Source organism: Desulfuromonas versatilis (assembly GCF_019704135.1).
Lineage (GTDB): Bacteria > Desulfobacterota > Desulfuromonadia > Desulfuromonadales > NIT-T3 > Desulfuromonas_A > Desulfuromonas_A versatilis.
Genome location: NZ_AP024355.1, coordinates 2,041,732 through 2,060,348, shown reverse-complemented (window position 1 = coordinate 2,060,348; position 18,617 = coordinate 2,041,732). Strand labels below are relative to the sequence as shown.

Genomic DNA, 18,617 nt, shown 5'->3' with positions numbered 1-18,617 from the left:
CGCGGGTTATTTCCCCATGGCCCCCATGATGCCTCGCACCGCGGCGGGGATGTCGGCGGGCAGCAGGATGGTCTTGCCGTTGGGGCTTTCGGAGAGCCCTTTGACCGCTTCGATATATTTCTCCCCGAGCAGATAGACCACCGGCAGCTCCTTTTCCTGAATCGCCTGGGCTACCTTTTCGATGGCCTGCTGGCTGGCCTGGGCCAGCACGATCTTGGCTTGGGCGTCGCGCTTGGAGGCCTCGAAGCGCCCCTCGGCCTGGAGGATCGCAGCCTGCTTCTCGCCGTCGGCCTTGGTGACAGTTGCGCGCCGCAAACGCTCGGCGGCGGCCTGCTCCTCCATCGCCTTCTGCATGGTGGGGCTGGGGTTGATGTCCTGGATCTCCACGGTCTTAAGGGTGATCCCCCAGTCGGCGATGTCGTCGGAGATGCTTGCCTTGAGCTTGGCCTTGATCTGGTCGCGGCTGGAGAGCGCGTCATCGAGTTCCATCTCGCCGACGATGGAGCGCAGCGAGGTCTGCACCAGGGTCTGGATGGCCAGGGTGTAATTTTCGACGCCGTAGACCGCCTTTTCCGGGGTGACGATATTGATGTAGGCCACCGCGTTGGCGATGATCACCACGTTGTCCTTGGTGATGACATCCTGGCTGGGGATGTCGAGCACAATATCCTTGGTGGTCACCTTGTAGGCAACGGTGTCGACATAGGGGATGATGATATTGAGCCCCGGGCCAAGGGTTTTGTGGTATTTGCCGAGACGCTGGACGACGTACTTGTACCCCTGGGGAACCAGGCGCACGCCGAGGGAGATGGTGACCAGCACCAGAATGGCGAAAATGACCGCAATAATAAGACCTTCCATGATAAACCCTCCGAAAACAGTTGAGACTCAGTTGCCTTTTTTGGCCACCACCAGGGTGTTTCCCGAGACGTCCACCACGACCACCCGGTCCCCGACCTTGAGTTCTTCGGTGGTGACGAACTCCCATTCGTCGTCGCCGAGCAGCGGCAGGGAAAAGCGCACCACCCCGCGGCGCCCGTCCTGGGGGTCGCGGATCACCTGGCCGATTTCACCGACCACCGCCTCCCGGGAAAGCCCCGCCTTGGTGCGGTCGGTCATGGTCGGCTTGAAGAAGCGGAACCAGGCGATGGTGAACCCGATACTCGCCAGCGCCCAGATAACTACCTGCCAGCTGATGGCCAGCTCGGGCGCCAACCAAAGCAGGACAGCCACCACCAGTCCGGCCAGGCCGAACCAGAAGATGGTGAAGCTAGGCACGAAAATCTCGGCCAGCATCAGCAGCATGCCCAAGACCATCCAGTGCCACCAGAGGAGCTGGATCTCCATTGTCCCTCCCTTTGTTACGATTCGACAAGGATTTCGCGCACTAAGATAACATTTTGCGGTGCGGGATGCACTTGGGAAATGCAATATTATGGCGGGCAGTGGGCAGTGGGCAGTGGGCAGTGGGCAGTGGGCAGTGGGCAGTGGGCAGTGGGCAGTGGGCAGTGGGATTTATTTTCTTTTGGCAGCACCGTGGTTTGCAACAGCCCCGTAGATCGTCGGCGCCCCACCCTGGCTGAAAAGTGGGACCAACGAAGACGAAAGGGAACTCTTCCGCAGCACCGGTGGCAACAGCTCCGCCCGCACGCGGCAGAAGTGCCCGCCGCCAGGCGAGGTCCTTTCTTGGTTACTTCTTTGGACCAGCAAAGCAGTAACCCGGATGCCGGACGGAACCGGCGGTTTTGACGTTCGAAGTTCGAACTTCGAGGTTCAAGGCCCCAGGTTCAACTTTCAATCTTCGAGGTGGCGATCAATGCCCGCTGCTGCGATGAATCTCCACCTCCCCCACCCCATGCCGCCCATGGTCCTCAAATTCCATCTCCAGGTGATGATGGCCGTGATCGCCATCGCCATGGTGATGATCGAAGAGCAGGTTGCCGTGGTGGTGACGGCCACGATCGTCCAGCGAGATGCCGCCATGGCGGCCGTGGTGTTCAACCTCGAACTCGCCGTGGTGCCCCGAGCGGTGCCGGCCATGGTCGTCCCCTCCGCCCCGGCCCGAATGGCCCCCGCCGTGGCCGGACCCGCCGCCCTTGGCCAGGGCTACCGGGACCAGGCCAAAAACCAGAATCAGCAGAACAATCAAGATTTTTTCGATGCGCGTCATGGCAACTCTCCGCAGAGTATTGGTTGCGTTCCGGATGCCGGAATCGACATCTGCTTAAAGTATGAACCTCTGCGGAATATATTCAACAGGCCGCCGATTTGGGTGGCCAGCGGATGCAACCCCTGCCCCTTGGGACACTAAAGGGGGACTTTATCCCATGAACATGGGAATCGCCACCGCAGCCACCACACCCACCAGAGCCAAAACCAGCCCAACCAAAGCCATGATTCCGGAAAATTTCCAAAACGACTTCTGGCTGAGCAGGGCCGATTCCAGTTCAGCAGTGCCGCCGCCAGCGAGCAGCGCTCCAATCGCCTTGGCGTATTTGAACAGGTACCAGGCAGGGACCAGATAGAACAGGCAGAAAATAGCCTGGGCCAGAAACACCAGCAGATATGGAGGAGCCCCGGGAGTCCCCGGCAATCCGGCCAGCAGCGGGGCCACGCTGCCGAGAAGACCCAAAACGGCACCCAGGAACAGCAAAATGGCGATCAGCCGAACCCAGGGCCGGGTCTGCCGCATCGACTGATAGATCACCTCGGTCAGAATCACTCCCTCCTGCCCCGCGCCATCTTCCGCCTCTTCCGCTGCTGTAATTTCCGTGGAGGCATCCTGAGTTTCCGGCCCCTGCGGCTGCGGCAGGGAAGACGCCGCGGCCTCTTCAGGTTCCTTGTCCGTGCTCGGCGCCGGCTCACCACCTCCGGCGGCTTCCCGGGTCGGCCCTGCATTTTCCGGAGAATCGCTGGCCTGGGGACATTCCTCCCCGGTTGCCGGCGAGGGCCTGGCCGCGCCCATGGGCTGAATTTCCACGATAAGGCCCGCCCTTTCCAATGCCTCCTGGAATTTCAACGCCGTTGGCCGGTCCAGCTCGCCCTTCAGTGCCAGTGCCCGGTTTGAAAATAGTTTTGCCAAAGCCGCATCACTGTAGCGGAAACGGGCCCTGAGGTTGGCTTCGACCTCCTCCCTGGCAAATCCGGCAGCCAGCTCCCCACGAAAAACGATTTTGTACAACGGGTTCGACATGCGCCCTCCTTGGTAGTCGGAATGTAATATTTCTCATGGGTTGCAAATACTGTGCGAACCGCCCCGCCGGGCGCTCCGATTTCAAAGCAATGTGGCCTGATTACCCCATTGACCAGAAAAAAAAGCCCTGGAAACCAGGAGGGCTAGTTTTCCAGGGCAAAAAGGAAGCTGCGTCCAGCTTCCCTCGCAACCATCTTGATTTTAGTATAACCCTTTGGCTTTAATCGTGAAAGCCCCGCCGGCTTTGCCGGCGGGGCCTGGAGGAAAGAGGCGCGTTGAAGGGAAGTGGCGGGCTCAATAGTCCCAGCGGTCGCGGTGGTTGCGGTGATCGTCGCGGACGATCAGTTTCTCCCTGCGATAGCTCCGCCCGTCGTCATAATAGACCTTTTCCACATAGCGGGCCCTCCCGTCGCAATCATGGCGGTGGCGAACCTCATGCTTCCAATTCTTCCAATGCTTGCCGTGCCTGTGTTCGTGCCTGGGGTGGTAGTGATGCTCCTTGACCACGACAGTGGTCGGCGGGGGGAGGTAAACCACCGGTACTCCACCGAATGTAACGCTGATGGTGCCGCGCAAGTCACCGGCGGTTGCGGAGACTGCGGGGAGCAGCAGGACCCCGGATACCAACATGCTGAGAACGAGACGCTTCATGACTTGACCTCCTTTGCTGACGGAATTTCACGAGTGGGCCTGTGTTGGAAAAAAGCCTACCCGAGAAACCTATCGCCAACATCAGATATCTATCATCGCGCCACCCGATGTCGGGAAAAAACCATGTGTTTTCGACAAATTGAACCATCCCATGTCGGGTTCGACAAGGCAGCATTCCCAGGTTTGGATTGAGCAATTCCCGCCGGAAATTGCCCCCACGGGGTTTTAGGTTACAATTTTCACCAGCCCCCCGTTGCCCTGGGGAGCAACCATGGAGGAGATCAGGCGATGAAAGCGATACGTGTACACCAGGTCGGCGCACCGGAGGTGATGCGCCTGGAAGAAATTCCCGACCTCAAGCCCGGTCAGAGTCAGGTGGTCGTGGCCATGAAGGCCATCGGGGTAAACCCGGTGGACACCTATATCCGCTCCGGCAACTATCCGCTTCGAGGAGACCTCCCATTCACCCCCGGTTTCGACGGAGCAGGTGTCATCGAGCAGGTTGGCCCTGGGGTCGGTCACCTTCAAGCAGGAGATCGAGTTTACCTGTCGGGTTGTTTGAGCGGCAGTTACGCGGAAAAAGTCCTCTGCGAAGAGAGTCAGGTCTACCCCCTGCCTGCGAACACGTCCTTCGCCCAGGGAGCTGCGCTCGGGATCCCCTATTCCACGGCCTGGTACGGCCTTTTCTGCCGTGCCCAGGCCCAGCCGGGCGACTTCGTGCTCATCCATGGGGCCAGCGGAGGAGTCGGCAGCGCGGCCGTGCAGATCGCCCGGGCGGCCGGGCTGCGGGTGACCGGAACCGCGAGCAGCGATAAAGGCAAAGCGCTGGTCCTGAAAAATGGCGCCCACCAGGTCCTCGACCACTCCCAGCCCGGCTACCTGGAGCGGATTCCAGAGTTGACCTGCAAGCACGGTATGGACGTGGTGCTGGAGATGCTCGCCGATGTCAACCTTGGCAAGGACCTGACCATCCTCGCCCCTGGCGGACGGGTGGTGGTGATCGGTTGCCGCGGCACGGTGGAGATCAATCCCCGCGAAACCATGGGCCGCAATGCCGCCATTCTGGGACTGGTCATCTTCAACGCCACCGCTGCCGAGCGGCGCAGAATTCATGCTGCCCTGGGTGCGGGGTTGGAGAACGGGTCCCTGAATCCGGTGGTGGGGAGGGAAATGCCCCTGAAAGACGCCCCTGAGGCCCACCACGCGGTGATGGCCAAGGGGGCATATGGGAAAATCGTCCTGGTGCCCTGAGCAGGACGCGACGGCCGGCCACGGAAAAGGCCCCTTCTCGGGGGCTCGGGAGATTGTAGTTGGTGACGCCCTGTTTCGGTTCCGCCCTGGTCCCTTGGCGGGCATCGCCTCCGACTCACCGGCAGTCAGGTTCAGCACATATCCGGGCACGTTACGGTGGAGTGCAATTCAAATTTATCTCCGCTTTGGGGTTGTCCATCTTCATTCTACTTCCGGTGGATACCCAGGGTTTCCACGAAAGCCCCCAACATTTGCATATAGGAATTATTCTGGTAAATTACACGCAAGAGAGTTACACGTGCAATAGGATCGTTTTTATCCAATGATTAGGAGCCGAATGATGAAAATTAGAATGAGAATGCCCTTGTTCATCCTGACCGCCGCACTGACCCTGGCCTTTACCCTCCCCTCTCCCGCATCGGCGGAGATGGTGAAAAAGGTCGACAATTTCATCTTGCTGGTGGACCAGTCCGGGTCCATGTCCCAGAAATACGGCAAGACCGGGAAGAAAAAAATCGACCTTGCCGTAGATGCGGTTTCCCGCCTGGACAAGGCCATCCCCGAGCTGGGATACAATGGCTCGCTGTATCTCGGATCGAAGTTCAAGTCCCTTGGCCAGACCGCTCCCTACAAGACCGGCCCTCTGGCCAGCGCCGCCATGGGCGTGGACACCGACTTCTACATTTTCGGCCGGGAAACCAGGCTGGGGGACGACCTCTCGGCCCTGGGACCTGCTCTCGGCAAGCTCTCTGGTAAAACCGCGCTGGTCCTATTCACCGATGGCGACAACAACGCGGGTTCCGACCCCGTTGCCCAGGCCAAGGCTCTTTACAATCAGTACAACCCGAACCTGTGCATCCATGTGGTCAGCTATGCCGATGAAGCGAACGGCAAGCGGGTCATCGATGAAATCCGCCGCATCTCGAATTGCACCGTCGCAGCCGACGTTGATTCGTTGGCGACCGACGCCGGCATGGCCCAGTTTGCCAAGGATGTCTTCTACGGCGAAACCACCCCGGCCCCGGCCCCGGCTCCGGTAATCGGAGACAGTGACGGCGACGGCGTCCTCGACGACAAGGACAAGTGCCCCGACACGCTCCCCGGAGTGATGGTCGATGCGGACGGATGTGATCTCAAGTACACCCTGCAGATCGAGTTCGACTTCGACAAGGCCGATATCCGTCCCGGATACCACAACGACATCGCCAAGGCAGCCGAATTCGTCAAGAAATACCCCCGGGTCAATATCCTGGTGGCCGGCCATACCGACGATGTGGGCGAGGCGGATTACAACAAGGGTCTCTCCATGAGACGGGCCCAGGCGCTCAAGGCCTACATGGTGAAAAACTTCGGCATCGACGCTGCTCAGCTCTATCCGCGCGGCTATGGCGAAAGCCGGCCGGTAGCCACCAACAAAACCAAGGAGGGCCGGCAGATGAACCGCCGGGTAGAATTCATCTGTTGCGTGGTCATTCCGCCGGAGCAATAACAAAATCCGACCACGGGTGAAGGCAGAAACAGCAAGGGCCGACTGGCGACAGTCGGCCCTTGCTGTTTTAGGCAACTAGGTTGACTTGCCGCGGTAAAGGGCCCCGGTAGGGGTTGCAAAAAAGGCTTGCAGGCCGATATCTTCCTGTTTGAGAAAGCCACTGTCCGGCAGGACTCCTCGCGCCGCGAGCTCCACCACCGCACAGACCGAGGCAGCCGTTGTCCAGGCGATGGCGGGCCAGGTTTTCCCGGCGATGTTCTGCGGGTAGTAGCCCCGCACGAACTCTTCGCGACGCAATTTACCCTGTTGGAGACCTTCCACCGCGGCATGAACATAAACCACGTCATCGTTGACGGGTGGCTTGGCGTTTACCAGGATTTCTCCGGCGCGCTCCCGGTCGTTCTTCATCAGCAGTTCCAGGAAGAAAAAACGCATCAGTTTGCAGTGCCCGAGATACCGTATGGTCTTGTAATCGAGTGTGTCAACCCGCCCCTCGAAGGTCTCGCACATGGTCCCAAGGCCACCGGAGGTGGTAAAGGCCTCGAGTTGCACGCCGTCGATGATGATCGTTTCCAGCCCCTCCATGGGTGGCATCTGCACCCGCTTGCCGTCGGCAATCACCTCGCAGGAATTCAGGTACTCGTTGACGACCCCCTCCGGCGACCAGTTGAATGCATACCCCAGCAGGCCCCGGGGATGCTGAGGCAGGGCGCCGACCCGCAGTTCGATACTGCGGATTTTATCAAAACGCGACGCGAGGTCAGCTCCGACAATCGAGATGAAACCTGGCGCCAGCCCGCACTGCGGGGCCATAATGGCCCTGGCCGAGCGGGCAATTTCCTTGATGTCCCGGGTGGTGGCGACATCCTCGGTCAGGTCGAAATAATGCATCCCCATGGCGTGGGCGGCCCGCGCCACGGAGAGGTTCAGGTGGTAAGGCAGACAGGAGACTACCGCATCCTGTCCCTTAAGGATCTCCTGCAGCGCCTCGCCGGCAATCAGGCTGGCCTGCCGGGTGGCAAATTCGGCCCCCTCAGGCGGATTGCGGTCAACCCCGGTCACCCGGTATCCCCCCCGGTGCAACAGGGACGCCACCAGCAGTCCCACCCTTCCCAGGCCAAGCAGTGCCACGGACTCGATCTTATTCCCCATATGCCCTGCCATCCAGAAATGTGTCTGGAGCAATGGGTCGCTCAAAAATGCGAGAACCACCCGCCGGGTGGTCTCCCAGGCTCCTGACCCTATGCGCTAAGTTTACCATTTTCGGGGGCAAATACCCTATCGTTGAGCAGTGAAGCGCGGCCCATTGAAGCCCTGCAAGCCCCTGGCCTTTCCCAACTGATCCGCCAGAGTGACCGCAGACCGGGGCCAACTGGCAATTCGCAAATTCTCCTCTACACTGTGAGATAATGAAAACGTTGGGTCGAAGGGGCGGCGCAGGCTGCACCAGGGATGAAACAATGGCCTGATCCTGATGCGGCCGCAAGGTTCACTGGACCGGGATCGGTGCAAACGCGGGTGGGAGAACTTATGGACTTTGCTCTGTTCTGGAAACGCATCAAGCGAGCTGCGCTACTCGACATTCACCTCTACGAGGAGGTCGAGGCCGACCGGGAAACAATTGGCCAGGCCGGGCTGGTGGTGGTCCTGTCGGGCTTGGCAGCGGGCATCGGCAGCCTGTCGCATGGAGGGCTCGGGGGGCTGGTGGGAATCACCCTCGCCTCTCTGGTCAGCTGGGGGGTTTGGGCCTATCTCACCTACTACATCGGCACCAGGCTTCTCCCCGAACCCCAGACCAGCTCGGACCCGGGCGAGTTGCTCCGCGCCATCGGCTTTGCCAGCTCGCCGGGGCTGATCAGGGTATTCGGCATCGTGCCCGGGCTGACGGCCGTCCTCAACCTGGCTGCCGGGGTCTGGATGCTGGTGGCCATGGTGATTGCCGTGCGCCAGGCTCTGGACTACCATAGTACCTGGAGGGCCATCGGCGTCTGCCTGATCGGATGGATCATCCAGACCGCCATCCTGCTGCTGGCCTTCTGGATATTCGGGCTCGGCAAGCCGCCCGGAGCCGTTTAATTTCTGAGGGGTTACCTTTATCTTTCAAACGTGCTATAAGAACACTCTTTAAAAAAACCACTGGGAGCATCCCGTGGTTTTTCATTTTGGAGCAGATCAATGATTATCGACTGGTATCCCGGGCATATGAAAACGGCCCGGGAACAGATCATCAAGGCCCTGCCGTCGATCGACCTGTTCATCGAGGTGCTTGATGCCCGCCTTCCGCAAAGCAGTGCCAATCCATTGCTTGAAAAGCTGCGCGGCAATAAACCCTGCATCAAGGTCTTGAACAAGAAGGACCTGGCCGACCCGGAGGTGACCCGGGAGTGGGTCAGTTTCTTTGATAGCCTGCAGGGGGTCAAGGCGATCCCCCTCGAGGCGAAGGACCGGCGTGATGTCGGCCCGCTGCCCAAGCTCTGCCGCAAGCTCGCGCCAAACCGCGGCGGCAAGGGTCAAAGGCCGCTCAGGGTCATGATTGTCGGCATCCCCAATGTCGGTAAATCGACCCTAATCAATACTCTGGCCGGGAAAAAAATAGCCAGAGTGGGCGACAAACCGGCGATCACCACATGCCCGCAACAAATCGACCTGCGCAACGGGATTCTGCTCTCGGACACCCCGGGGCTGCTCTGGCCGGTGCTAGCTGACAAGGACGGAGCCAGTCGCCTCGCGGCCAGCGGGGCGATCGGCGACAATGCCTACGATTCCCCGGCGATCGCGCTGACTACCGCAGACTATCTTCTGGAAAGGTATCCGCAGTTTTTGCTGCAGCGCTACAAGCTGACCGAGAGGCCAGCGTCCCCGAGCCACTTCCTGGAGGAGCTGGGGCGCCGCCGCGGCTGCCTGGTCGGTGGCGGGGAAGTCGATCTGACGCGGGCTGCAGAGCTGTTCTTGCGTGAGCTGCGCAGCGGAAAACTGGGACGGATCAGCCTCGAGCGCCCCGGTGAAGTAAATCCTGCCACAGAGGCGCCAGCTGAAGAGGAAACGGAACCTTAGCTGCCCCCTTACGGCAGCCCCCGGTCCGCTTGCTGTCGGAAGGGCCTTCAGTAAAGGTAGTAGGTGATCTCGTTGAACCCGACGACCAGCTCGAGGCCGGCCATCGCCGGTTTCTCGCAGGGAGCACAGTTCCACCCGCCGACCAGGGATGGGGCATGGGAGCCACAGTCGGGAGTCAGGTAAAGGGTCAGGCCCCCTTCTGGACCGGCCTCCCTGAACAGGGCCATCATCCGCGGCGCCCCGGCCGCCTTGAATGCTGCGGCGAATTCATTCCGGCGGCCTTCCATTTCGCCTTTGGCGACCTGCTCTGCGCTCAAGACAAGACTGAACCAGCCCATTCAAAGAACTCCTTTGTTGACCGTGATCCGCAATTCCCGGACTGGAAGTTATGCATCTTCTACAGGTTCAGCCCCCATCAAAAATCAAACAACTCCCCTTGCGTCCCCGGCGGGGGGACACTCCTGCCCTGCTCGATGATCCTGCGCGCCTCCAGCCATAAAGCCCGGGTCAGTTCGATGTCGTACATGGAGTCGTGCAGCCGGGTGTCATCCACCTCGATCCCGCAGTGCCTGGCGACCGTGGCCAGCCTGAAGTTGGGCAGCTGTTCGCGCACCGGTTGAAGGATCTGGGCCCAGACCAGCATCACATCGAGGCAGGGGTACCAGAACCAGCTGCCGAAATAGCGGTCGTTGTTTTTCTCCCAGAACCGGCGCACGAAGGGCATGTCGAAGCTGTGGGCGTTATACCCGACGAACTGGAACTTGTCCTTCTTTTCATAGGGGCTGACATACCTCGTCAGCATCTCCCTGAGCAGGGAGAACACCTCCTGAGGCTCGAGAAATTCCTTGCCGGGCACATGCAGCAAGGCAGGGTCATCCTTCGGCAGCAACTGCCGACGATCGATGCCGCACACCTTGAGCGCCTGGTCATCGATCCGATCCTGGGGAAAAGGCCGGACAAAATGGTCGAAGGTTTCCCGCACCTCATCCCCGACCTGGACGCAACCCGAAATCTGGACGATACCATGGCTTTCGGGATTGGTCCCGGTGGTCTCAACGTCGATGAAAACGAATTTCTGAGTCTGCTCTGCCACGTTCTCGCCTTTTCTTCTGAAAGGGTCCATCCCTCAATTTCTTGTCAATGGGCGAACCGGAATCCTTCCTAGTATGGCACAGATTCGTCCACCGAGCATTGAAAACACCCCCGCCCGGCGCGCCTGCCCTGCCGACTCCATGAAAATAAAAAAGCCCGCCGATTCAGCGAGCCTTCTGGTAGGCATCGGTCGATGCCGGGAAATTTCAAGTGGTGCCCGGGACGGGGGTCGAACCCGTACAGCCATACGGCCGAGGGATTTTAAGTCCCTTGCGTCTGCCAATTCCGCCACCCGGGCGAGGAGGGGTTATTATTAAACGATTTGTTCGCTGGGTGTCAATGGTAAAGGGGCGGGATTCAAGCAGAAGAGATTATTCGAAAAACTTCACTTCGGGCTCTGACTCCAGCAGCCCGTGCTTGCGGCACAGCCCGAAGAAAAGCCGCAGCCCTTCCAGGTGAGCCCCGCCAAGATCGTAGGACATGCAGCGCCAGTAGTCGACAAGCCTCTGGCTGCCCATCCATTCCACCTCGGGGACGGCCGCGGCCAGTTCTTCGAGGGAGGCGCAGGCCCGCTCCCGGGAAGCGGCCAACTGGCGAAGCAGTTGAACCACTTCGCCGCGCTTGGCAGAAGCAGCTTCGCGGCGCAGGATCCACAGCGCAAAAACAAAGGGCAAGCCGGTGAAGCGCAGCCACAATTCTCCAAGATCGTAAATATGCGTGCCGGGAGGGCTTGCCAGTGAGGCCCTGAGGGCTCGATCGCCGATCAGCAGGGCGCTGCCCCCTCCGGCGATGATTTCCTCGACGGGCTGCTCGGGAACCCGGCAGACGACTTTATCGAAATGCAGATACTCGCGCAGCAGGACCTTGAGCAGGTTCACCGAGGTAGCCGACTCGCCGGTCAGAAAGATCTCCGCATTCTCCAGCTCTTCCAGGGTCCGGCCGGAAAAAAGCAGGACGCTCTGCACCGGTCCCACCGAGCTGATGGACAGCCCTGGAAGCAGCAGGTAGTCCTGCCAGTTGCGGGCGTACTCGAAAGAGGAAGACGGGCTGACGTCGATAGCTCCCTGGGCGAGCAGGCGGTTAAGCTGGGAAGGGACGCCGCTGACGATGTTGCCGGCGAACCCGGAATCCGTCAGAAAATGGAAAAATGGCTCGCAATTCAGGTAGTTGATCTGCCCGAGGGTAAGCATCATGATCAATTCATTCTGAGCAGTGGGCTGCCCTCCTCAAGGGTTACCGGCCCCGAGAAGTAAATCCCTTCGTGCTCCAGCAGCGTGCCGGTGACCCGCAGGTATTCGGTAATGGCCTGGTTGTAATCGGCCAGGGCGGCAATCTGATCGGTGCGGGCCAGGGCCAGATCCTCCTCCCCTTCCAGCACCTCGCGGGTGGTGGCCAGCCCGACCTCCTTGCGCTTGATGAGCATGCGCAGTTTTTCCTCGGCCAGTTCCCGCCCGCGCCGCGCAACCTCTATTTTTTTGCTGTTCACCTCCAGCAGGCGAATGGCGGAGCGGATCTCCGCGCGAACCTCTTCGCGAAGCTGCCCAAGCCGGGCCCGGCTCCCCTTAAGCTGCAGGTCGGTTCGGCGATACTCGTTGCGCGCCTCACGGTTGCCGAGCGGATAGGTGACGATCATGCCGATCTCCCAATCGCGCAGGTCCTCAGTTATCAGCATGTCCATGTCGTCGCTGTAGTCTTCCCCCAACCCTTTCTGGGCATACCCCGCCACCAGGTCGAGGGCCGGTAGGGTCTGGTTACGGGCGATTTTCTTCTGCAGAGCCAACCGTTCGATTTCCCGGACCCGCCGTTGCAGGTCGGGGCGCTTTTCGAGAGCGCTCAGAAAACCTTCTCTCTCATCGGTCTGCACCGCCGGCACACCCAACGTCTCTTCGGCCACCTGCAGCTCGCCGCCGGCGTTGACAAGCACCGCAAGCGTGTCGAGCGCATCGCGGTATTCCCGCTCGGCATCGAGCAGTTCACGCTCGCGGGTCCTGAGCCCCACCTCGGCTTCGAGTTCCTCCACCGGGGGCAGGACCCCGGCCTTGACCCGTAAGCGGTTCTCTTCGAGGACGGTGGCCGCCAACTCCACCGAGGTCCGTCGATATTCCAGGTTGTCCCGATACCGCAGCACGTTGAAGTAGGCGTCCCGAACGCCGACCAGTAGCTGAAATGCCTGGTCGCGAAGATCCTGAAGGGAGATTTCACGGTCCTTGACCGCGAACAAGATGCCCTGCTCGGTGACGGTACGCCCGAAATCCCTGAGCAGGGGCTGGGTCAGTGACAGGCGCAACTCGCTGTCGTAGGATGGGTTGATCGGGGGCTTGGGCGGGGTGAAGATCCGATTGCGTTGATTGTTGAAGCTCAGGGTAAGATCGGCCCCCGTGGGCAGTTTTTGGGTGAGCGAGAAATCGAACTGCCGGAACTCCGCCCCGGTGGCGCCGCTGAAAAACTGGGAGTTGGACTGGTCGCGCTGTTCCCCCTCGACGAATGAGAAGCTGGCCAGAGGATCGTAAATACCGTACCCCTTGCGGACCAGGGCCTCGCTGGCGCGGGTATCGTAGGCCTGCCCCTGGAGGGACAGGTTGCGCTCAAGCGCGATGCGTTCGGCTTCGCGGAGGTTGACTGTCTGGGCTGCCCCAAGGGCAGGAAGCGAAGCGCCTAAGAGCAGGATGGCCAGCAGGCTGCGAAAGTGCATGGTTTGAGGTCCCTTCCCCTTGGCGATGAAAAACCGGCACTAACTTACACCATCTTGTTGTTTAAGCCAAGCAATCCCTGCCAAATTGCCTCGTTGGCACGATGCTCCCCAACAATCAATCCCATCCCCTTCGCGGGGAGGGAATCCGGCAAATCACCCCTGGAGACCCAAAAACGAAAAAAGGACCGGAAAACTCCCGGTCCTTTTTCCTTTGCATTCGCCATCAGCCCACCGGTTAGAGCACCAGGCGCTCGAGGAAACCGGTATCCACCTTCCCCTCGATAAACTCCTTGTTGCTCATGATCCGCTGATGAAAGGGGATGGTGGTCTTGATCCCTTCGATGATGTACTCGTCCAGGGCGCGGGCCATGCGTTTAATAGCCTCCTCGCGGGTATCGGCGTGGACGATGAGCTTGGCGATCATCGAATCGTAGTGGGGCAGCACCGTGTACTGGTCGTAAACGGCGCTGTCCACCCGCACCCCGAGGCCGCCGGGGGTGTGGTAGCCGTCGATCTTTCCGGGGCTGGGGGTGAACTTGACCGGGTCCTCGGCGTTGATGCGGCACTCGATGGCGTGGCCGTTGATCTTGATGTCGGACTGTTTGAAGCGCAGGGGGAAACCGGCCGCGGAGCGGATCTGCTCCTTGATGATGTCGACGCCGGTGATCATCTCGGTGACCGGATGTTCGACCTGAACGCGGGTGTTCATCTCCATGAAGTAGAAGTTGTTGTCCTGGTCGAGGAGAAACTCCATGGTGCCGACGCTGGAGTAGTTGACCGCCTTCGCGGCAGCTACCGCGCACTCGCCCATCTTCTTGCGCAGCGCGGGGCTGAGCACCGGACAGGGGGCCTCTTCGATGAGTTTCTGATGGCGGCGCTGGATGGAGCAGTCGCGTTCGCCGAGGTGAATGACGTTGCCGTGCTTGTCGGCCAGGATCTGGATTTCGACGTGCCGGGGCCGCTCGCAGTATTTTTCGATATAGACGTCGGGATTGCCGAAGCCGGCCTGGGCCTCGGTGCGGGCCGCGGCGAAGGCGTTGCCCAGCGAGGCAGGAGAGTGGACGACCTTCATGCCGCGCCCCCCGCCCCCGGCGGTGGCCTTGATGATTACCGGGTAACCGATCTCCCCGGCAATCTTCTTCGCCTCCTCGACGTTCTTCACCCCCTCGGTGGTGCCGGGGAGGATGGGCACGCCGGCCTTGATCACCGTCTGCCGCGCGGTGATCTTGTCGCCCATCAGGCGCATGTTTTCGGCAGTGGGCCCAATGAAGGTCAGTCCGCAGTTGGCGCAGATTTCGGCGAATTCCGCGTTTTCGGAAAGAAAGCCGTAACCGGGGTGAATGGCATCGGCATCCACCACCTCGGCCGCGCTGATCAGCGCCTTCATGTTGAGGTAGCTCTTGGCGCTGGGGGCCGGACCGATGCAGATGCTCTCATCGGCCAGTTTGACGTGCAGAGCCTCGCGGTCCGCATCGGAATGAACCGCCACCGTCTTGATGCCGAGTTCTTTGCAGGCCCGGATGATGCGCAGAGCGATCTCGCCACGATTGGCGATCAAAATTTTATGAAACATGGGACGACTCCCAGTGATTAGTGACTAGTGATTGGTAACTGGTGACAGGTGAAACTGCTCTGAGACTGGAGAAAGTTCGCGGTCCGGGCTCGTGGCCCTTCGCTCCTCACTCCCTACTCCTCACTTCTCACTGGCCCTTACAGCTTTTCCACCACGAACAGGGCATCGCCGAATTCAACCGGCTCCGCATTTTCCTTGCAGATCTCCACCACCTTGCATTTGAACTCGGCTTCGATCTCGTTCATCAGTTTCATGGCCTCGACGATGCAGAGAATCTGCCCCTTTTCCACCACGGTGCCTACCTGGGCGTAGGGATCCGAATCGGGCGAGGGAGCGCGGTAGAAGGTACCGACGATGGGCGAGGTGATGATTTCCTGCTTGTCGTTGACCGGCTTGGCGGGCGAAGCGGCAGGTGCGCTGGCCGCGGCAGCCTGAGCTGCGGCGGGTGCCGGGGCCACGGCAGGCATGGCGGAAGCAGGCATGTAGGCCTGGGGAGCCTGAACGTGAATGACCTCCTGCTCCTTGCCGCGCTTGATGACGATTTTCTCGTCCGCGCTTTCCATTTCAAACTCGGTGATGTCTGTTTCCGTCACCATCTTGATGAGAGATTTGATGTCCTTGATATCCATTAGCTGTATCCTCCTGTAGTCTTAATGCCTGCTTTCGCATTCGGGCGAACGGTTCACCTCGGACCAGCCCGCCACGACAGTGATTACGTGCCAACCCCGGCCATTTCAGACGGCCAGCACGCGATAATCCTTGGGTATTCTCGTCAGCCTGCGGGCGCCGCTCGACGTGACGGCGACCATGTCCTCGATCCGCACGCCCCCAAGCCCGGGGACATAGATGCCAGGCTCGACGGTAAATACCATCCCCTCCTCGGCCACCGTATCGGCACGCGGCGACACCACCGGGGATTCGTGGACTTCGAGTCCGACGCCATGCCCGAGGCCATGGCCGAAATACTCCCCGTAACCGCTATCGGCGATGTACTGCCTGGCCGCCGCGTCGACTTCGCGCAGGGCCACCCCAGGTTTGATCAGAGCCAGGGCCCGGTCATGGGCCTCGAGCACGGTGTCGAAAATCCTCCGCAGCTCGGGGCGAACGTCTCCCAGCGCCAGGGTGACCGTTTCGTCGGAATGGTAACCATTCAGCCGCGCGCCGAAATCGATGGTCACCAGGTCCCCCGCTTGCAACGCCCGCTCGGAGGCGATCCCGTGGGGCAGGGCCCCCCGTTCACCCGAGGCTACGATGAAATCGAAGGATTTTTCCTCGGCCCCGCGCTGCTTGATGGCGAATTCGAGCGCCAGGGCGATGTCCCGTTCAATGGCCCCGGGCCTGATCAGGGGGAGGACTTCGGCAAGAGCGTCGGCGCAGATGCCTGCGGCCTTCTCCATCGCTTCTATTTCATCGATAGTTTTGATGGAACGCAGGGTCTTGAGTTGTTTGGCGAGGGGTACCCATTCGATACCCTCCCCCGACCTCTCACGAAGTTCCTCGAGGGTGGCAAAGGTGATCGTTTCAGCCTCGAAGCCGACCTTTTTTGCGCCCACAGCACGGAGACAGTCGACAATGCCGTCAATCTTCAGGCGGTACTCGGTAATCTGCTCGACGCAAACCTGACCGCGAGCCTGCGTGGTGTAGCGCGAGTCGGTCAGAAAGCAGTTGCGGCCCGGGGTAACTACCAGGGCCCCGTCGGTACCGGTGAATCCGCAGAGGTAGCGTATGTTGGACAGGTTCAAAAAGACAATAGCGTCCAACCCGCCCTGGTCAAGAATACCGGCAGTACGCGGTGCTCCGTCTTTTAGCATAATTTGATTTTACTCTCAATTATTAAGATTTTAATCTAGTCAAAAGTCCGCGCAAAGCAAGCAGGTAGCCGTCTGCTCCGAAGCCGCATACCTGACCGATCGCCACCGGGGCAAGAAAGGAGTGGCTGCGAAAGGCCTCCCGGGCATGGATGTTGGAAAGGTGAACCTCGACCGTGGGTATGCCTACCGCCGAAACCGCGTCACGCAGGGCGATGCTGGTGTGGGTCAATCCCCCGGGGTTGATGAGGATGCCGGCAACCTGCTCATCCCGGGCATGGTGAATCCTGTCGATCAGCACCCCTTCGTGGTTGGACTGGAGAAAGTCCAGGTGCGCGCCGAGTTCGGCACCCAACTGGCGGAGACTATCGTTGATGTCCTCGAGGGTGTCGCGCCCATAAACCTCAGGTTCACGCGTGCCGAGAAGGTTGAGGTTGGGGCCGTGCAGGACGAGAATTCGCATGGGAAGTACTTTCAGGCGAGGGCTTCCCGAAGGCTGCCCGCCTCTTTCATGAGAAGGTAGCGCGCTTTGCCGAAATTGCCGTCGCGTTTGAGCGTCAGGGCGACAAAATACTCATCGGACAGGGCTCGGATCACGACAAGGAAGCGTTCGGTGCGAATGGAAACTTCCTCCATGAAACCTATATTGAGCACTACCGCGGCCTTTTTGATCTCCTTCAGGATGTTCGCATATTCCACCGCCACCAGGTGCAGGTCGATTCCTTCGCAGGGTTCGAAATGCTGCTCGATGGCAATGCCATCGTACCCCATCAACACGGCGCCGATGCCGCCGCCGGTTCCCTCGACAATCGTCTTCAAAATCGCATTAAACATGGGCTCTCCTCATGGCGATTGCATTCAGCCAGCCCTGCAGCGCAGCGATCCGGGCAGCAATCAGCCCCTCAGCGTTTGCTGCAGGTTCGGGCTGTTCACTGCCAGGTGCGAAGGCTCCCAGGGAACTGGCAATCTCAGGCCCCGGGTCAACGGCCGGCACCTCCGCCATCGCGATGTTTTCCTCCCGGCCCGAGGCAACGGGACCAGGGATGGGCTCCAGGTTTTCCCCCTCGAGAACCGTTGAAGACTCTCCGGCCGACTCCATGGCTGAATCTTCGGCATCCAGTTGGCGCTTCAAGGCTACCAGCCGGGCCCGGATATCGGCATTATGGGGATCGGCCTTGAGCAGGTCGCGATAGACCTTCATCGCCCGCCGGGGAAAACCCTGCTTGATGTAGATGTCGGCAATGGTGGCTGTGGTGATGGGATCGACGGTCTCCAATCCCTGCTCATCCTCGGATTCGTGGCCACGGCGCGGCGGGACGGGACGGAATTTGGCCGGGGGGGCAGGCGAAGCAGGGCTCTGCTGCTTCTTTTCAGGGTCGGGGGAAACCGGCCCGCCCAGGGCCTGGAGCATCTTGAGAGCGTTCTCGTCGCCTGGATCGAGGCTCACCGCTCTCTCCAACAATTCCCTGGCCCGGCTTTTCCTGCCCAACTGAACCAGGACCCGGGCCATGCTTTTCAGGGCCACCAGGCTGTCACCGTCAATCTCCAGGGCTTTTTCAAAAGCTCCGAGAGCCGCAGACAGATCCTGGCGTTGCGCCTGGATGCGGCCCAGCGCCGTAAATCCGGGGCTGAAACGGGGCATGGCCCGGGTACCCAGCGAAGCTACCTCGAGGGCTTCATCGAGCATCCCCATCTTCCGATAGCATTCAGCCAGCGGGACAAATACCGTGGACTTGGAATCCTTGGCGAGAATTTCGGTGTAACCGGCAATTTTCGACAACAGGGAGGCATCGGAAGGTTTTGTTGACATGATT

20 protein-coding genes and 1 tRNA gene are annotated in these 18,617 nt (G+C 60.3%); 4 read left to right on the top strand and 17 right to left on the bottom strand.

Annotated elements, in window-relative coordinates:
• Window positions 1-6: 6 nt before the first annotated feature.
• The 5 genes from DESUT3_RS09055 to DESUT3_RS09035 form a co-directional block, all read right to left on the bottom strand.
• Complete coding sequence (locus tag DESUT3_RS09055) at window positions 7-861, bottom strand: SPFH domain-containing protein (RefSeq protein WP_221252159.1); 855 nt, start codon at window positions 859-861, stop codon at window positions 7-9.
• A gap of 27 nt (window positions 862-888) precedes the next feature.
• Window positions 889-1,347 carry an NfeD family protein gene (locus DESUT3_RS09050; RefSeq protein WP_221252158.1) on the bottom strand — a complete coding sequence of 153 codons (459 nt, stop codon included), beginning with the start codon at window positions 1,345-1,347 and terminating at the stop codon, window positions 889-891.
• Between the two features lie 466 nt (window positions 1,348-1,813).
• Window positions 1,814-2,170, bottom strand: coding sequence for a hypothetical protein (locus DESUT3_RS09045; protein ID WP_221252157.1), 357 nt, complete (start codon window positions 2,168-2,170; stop codon window positions 1,814-1,816).
• 150 nt (window positions 2,171-2,320) lie between these two features.
• Complete coding sequence (locus DESUT3_RS09040) at window positions 2,321-3,193, bottom strand: hypothetical protein (protein ID WP_221252156.1); 873 nt, start codon at window positions 3,191-3,193, stop codon at window positions 2,321-2,323.
• Window positions 3,194-3,487: 294 nt separating this feature from the next.
• Window positions 3,488-3,844: a hypothetical protein gene (locus DESUT3_RS09035; protein WP_221252155.1), complete on the bottom strand. Its 357-nt coding sequence runs from the start codon at window positions 3,842-3,844 to the stop codon at window positions 3,488-3,490.
• A 288-nt stretch (window positions 3,845-4,132) separates the two neighbouring features.
• Between DESUT3_RS09035 and DESUT3_RS09030 the strand changes: the two genes are divergently transcribed.
• Complete coding sequence (locus DESUT3_RS09030) at window positions 4,133-5,095, top strand: NADPH:quinone reductase (RefSeq protein ID WP_221252154.1); 963 nt, start codon at window positions 4,133-4,135, stop codon at window positions 5,093-5,095.
• Window positions 5,096-5,447: 352 nt separating this feature from the next.
• On the top strand, window positions 5,448-6,584 hold the full coding sequence (locus DESUT3_RS09025) for an OmpA family protein (protein WP_221252153.1): 1,137 nt from the start codon (window positions 5,448-5,450) through the stop codon (window positions 6,582-6,584).
• Between the two features lie 75 nt (window positions 6,585-6,659).
• Here DESUT3_RS09025 and DESUT3_RS09020 read toward each other — a convergent pair whose 3' ends face one another.
• Complete coding sequence (locus tag DESUT3_RS09020) at window positions 6,660-7,736, bottom strand: saccharopine dehydrogenase family protein (protein WP_221252152.1); 1,077 nt, start codon at window positions 7,734-7,736, stop codon at window positions 6,660-6,662.
• Between the two features lie 378 nt (window positions 7,737-8,114).
• On the opposite strand from DESUT3_RS09020, the gene DESUT3_RS09015 reads away from it, so the two are divergent.
• Window positions 8,115-8,660, top strand: a complete 546-nt coding sequence (locus tag DESUT3_RS09015) for a YIP1 family protein (RefSeq protein WP_221252151.1) — start codon at window positions 8,115-8,117, stop codon at window positions 8,658-8,660.
• Between the two features lie 99 nt (window positions 8,661-8,759).
• Window positions 8,760-9,638: a ribosome biogenesis GTPase YlqF gene (gene ylqF, locus DESUT3_RS09010; RefSeq protein ID WP_221252150.1), complete on the top strand. Its 879-nt coding sequence runs from the start codon at window positions 8,760-8,762 to the stop codon at window positions 9,636-9,638.
• A gap of 47 nt (window positions 9,639-9,685) precedes the next feature.
• Here the strand turns inward: ylqF and DESUT3_RS09005 are convergent, their stop codons facing one another.
• The 11 genes from DESUT3_RS09005 to DESUT3_RS08955 all read right to left on the bottom strand — a co-directional run bounded on the left by DESUT3_RS09005 (window position 9,686) and on the right by DESUT3_RS08955 (window position 18,613).
• A complete protein-coding gene (locus DESUT3_RS09005) occupies window positions 9,686-9,976 on the bottom strand; it encodes a hypothetical protein (protein ID WP_221252149.1) in 291 nt (96 codons plus the stop codon).
• A gap of 77 nt (window positions 9,977-10,053) precedes the next feature.
• Window positions 10,054-10,731, bottom strand: coding sequence for a 3'-5' exonuclease (locus DESUT3_RS09000; RefSeq protein WP_221252148.1), 678 nt, complete (start codon window positions 10,729-10,731; stop codon window positions 10,054-10,056).
• Between the two features lie 210 nt (window positions 10,732-10,941).
• Window positions 10,942-11,028, bottom strand: a tRNA-Leu gene (locus DESUT3_RS08995).
• Window positions 11,029-11,101: 73 nt separating this feature from the next.
• Complete coding sequence (locus DESUT3_RS08990; RefSeq protein WP_221252147.1) at window positions 11,102-11,923, bottom strand: menaquinone biosynthetic enzyme MqnA/MqnD family protein; 822 nt, start codon at window positions 11,921-11,923, stop codon at window positions 11,102-11,104.
• Window positions 11,924-11,925: 2 nt separating this feature from the next.
• Entirely contained in the window at window positions 11,926-13,422 is a 1,497-nt protein-coding gene (locus DESUT3_RS08985; RefSeq protein WP_221252146.1) for a TolC family protein, read from the bottom strand.
• A 235-nt stretch (window positions 13,423-13,657) separates the two neighbouring features.
• The gene (gene accC, locus DESUT3_RS08980; protein WP_221252145.1) at window positions 13,658-14,995 is read right to left on the bottom strand and encodes an acetyl-CoA carboxylase biotin carboxylase subunit; all 1,338 of its coding nucleotides are present in this window, start codon (window positions 14,993-14,995) and stop codon (window positions 13,658-13,660) included.
• Window positions 14,996-15,132: 137 nt separating this feature from the next.
• Window positions 15,133-15,624 carry an acetyl-CoA carboxylase biotin carboxyl carrier protein gene (gene accB / locus DESUT3_RS08975; RefSeq protein ID WP_221252144.1) on the bottom strand — a complete coding sequence of 164 codons (492 nt, stop codon included), beginning with the start codon at window positions 15,622-15,624 and terminating at the stop codon, window positions 15,133-15,135.
• 105 nt (window positions 15,625-15,729) lie between these two features.
• The gene (locus DESUT3_RS08970; RefSeq protein ID WP_221252143.1) at window positions 15,730-16,806 is read right to left on the bottom strand and encodes a M24 family metallopeptidase; all 1,077 of its coding nucleotides are present in this window, start codon (window positions 16,804-16,806) and stop codon (window positions 15,730-15,732) included.
• 22 nt (window positions 16,807-16,828) lie between these two features.
• Window positions 16,829-17,266, bottom strand: coding sequence for a type II 3-dehydroquinate dehydratase (gene aroQ / locus DESUT3_RS08965; protein WP_221252142.1), 438 nt, complete (start codon window positions 17,264-17,266; stop codon window positions 16,829-16,831).
• 11 nt (window positions 17,267-17,277) lie between these two features.
• Entirely contained in the window at window positions 17,278-17,637 is a 360-nt protein-coding gene (locus tag DESUT3_RS08960) for a roadblock/LC7 domain-containing protein (RefSeq protein ID WP_221252141.1), read from the bottom strand.
• Window positions 17,630-18,613, bottom strand: a complete 984-nt coding sequence (locus DESUT3_RS08955; RefSeq protein WP_221252140.1) for a tetratricopeptide repeat protein — start codon at window positions 18,611-18,613, stop codon at window positions 17,630-17,632. The genes DESUT3_RS08960 and DESUT3_RS08955 overlap by 8 nt, the downstream gene beginning before the upstream one ends.
• Window positions 18,614-18,617: the final 4 nt, after the last annotated feature.